Origin of the sequence: Enterobacter sp. PL1, from assembly GCF_945957325.1 — a bacterium.
GTDB classification, from domain to species: Bacteria; Pseudomonadota; Gammaproteobacteria; order Enterobacterales; family Enterobacteriaceae; genus Enterobacter; species Enterobacter roggenkampii.
Genome location: NZ_CAMFKT010000074.1, coordinates 1 through 1823, shown reverse-complemented (window position 1 = coordinate 1823; position 1823 = coordinate 1). Strand labels below are relative to the sequence as shown.

The 1823-nt window shown below is 58.3% G+C and carries 1 protein-coding gene; it reads left to right on the top strand.

The window, feature by feature from the left end; genetic code table 11:
• Positions 1-275: 275 nt before the first annotated feature.
• Complete coding sequence (ltrA, locus tag N6P30_RS24255) at positions 276-1763, top strand: group II intron reverse transcriptase/maturase (protein WP_004178082.1); 1488 nt, start codon at positions 276-278, stop codon at positions 1761-1763.
• Positions 1764-1823: the final 60 nt, after the last annotated feature.

Below are 1823 nucleotides of genomic sequence, written 5' to 3'. Positions count from 1 at the left end.
GCATACCGCGAGGTATGGGGCGAAGCGTTGACAGGGGTGTTGACAGGCCAGCCATTGAGCCACGAAATGTATATTAAATTACCGGGTGCCGACGTTGTACTGTTAACGGAAGGCAACATCATAGGGTGCGATACTGCGAGTGCCACATGGACCCGGCGGGGTCTGAGACCCTGGCATGTCAATACGATCTCTACGCGGGAACCGGGAGATCTCCCCTCTGACCATCTGCCAGTGTCGGAGATGGCCCGCACCGGGAAGACGAGGAGTCATAGCCGGTGATGTACGGAGAGGAGAAGTCGGACTCGCTCATAGTAGCGGCGAAGCAGGCGAACAACCCGAAAGGAGCGGAGTCAGTGGAGCGAAGGAGCGGGGCCAAGGGGAACGCGGAACAGCCACACATGCGCCGGACACAGAGCCGGGAAAGCATGTCACAGAGGCTGTCACGCGTGCGGGAAGCTGCGAAGCAGCGGAAGAAAGAACGGTTTACAGCATTGTTCCACCTGCTGACAGTCGAAGCACTGGAAGCCGCATTCCTCTCCCTGAGCAGGAAAGCGGCCGCCGGAGTGGATGGCATCAGGTGGATGGACTACGCCGGAAACATGAAGAACAACATAACAGATCTGCACCGGAGGCTACATCAGGGCAGCTACAGGGCGCAGCCCGGCAGGCGTCACTACATCCCAAAAGCGGATGGAAAACAACGCCCGCTCGGCATCGCCTCGCTGGAGGACAAGATCGTCCAGTATGCGCTGGTGAAAATCCTGAACGCAGTCTATGAAAACGACTTTATGGGGTTCTCATACGGGTTCAGACCCGGGCGAAGCCAGCACGATGCACTGGACGCACTGGCCACAGGGCTGGTACGCACTAACGTAAACTGGGTACTGGATGCCGACATCAGTCAGTTCTTCGACAGGGTGAGCCACGAATGGCTGATCAGGTTCACAGAGCATCGGATCGGCGACCGGAGGGTAATCAGGCTCATACGTAAGTGGCTCACAGCCGGGACGTCGGAGGAGGGTCAATGGCGAGCAACGGAGGAAGGCACCCCACAGGGTGCGGTCATCTCACCGCTGCTGGCAAACATATACCTCCACTACGTCTTCGATCTGTGGGCGCATCAGTGGCGACGTCGCTATGCCACAGGCAATGTGGTAATGGTCAGATACGCCGATGACATCGTCATCGGGTTCGACAAACGATACGATGCCCGGCGCTTCCGTATAGCCATGCAGCGCAGACTGAGGGAGTTCGGACTCACGGTTCACCCGGAGAAAACCCGTCTGATGGAGTTCGGCCGCTTCGCTGCCGAAAACCGTGCCATCAGGGGAAAAGGCAAACCAGAAACGTTCAACTTCCTCGGGTTCACGCACATCAGCGGGAAAGATCGCAACGGCAGGTTCATGCTGATACGAAAGACCCGCCGGGATCGGATGACGGCAACTCTGAAAGCCATCAAAGACGGTCTGCGAAGGCGCTGGCATTACTCAATCCCCGAACAGGGAAAATGGCTCAGGAGAGTGGTTCAGGGATACCTGAACTATCACTCGGTACCGGGCAACTTCCCCACCATGCAGAAGTTCAGGACACACGTAACAAACCTCTGGCGCCGGGCGCTCAGGCGCAGGAGCCAGAAGGATGATACGACCTGGACGAAAGCAAACAAACTGGCAGCCGCATGGCTACCAAGGGTTCGGGTTCTTCATCCATGGCCTGTGGAGCGGTTCACCGCCAGACACCCGAGGCAGGAGCCCGGTGCGTAAATCGCGCACGCCGGGATCTGTGCGGGGGGTATCCGGTAACGGGTATCCCTACCGCGACAT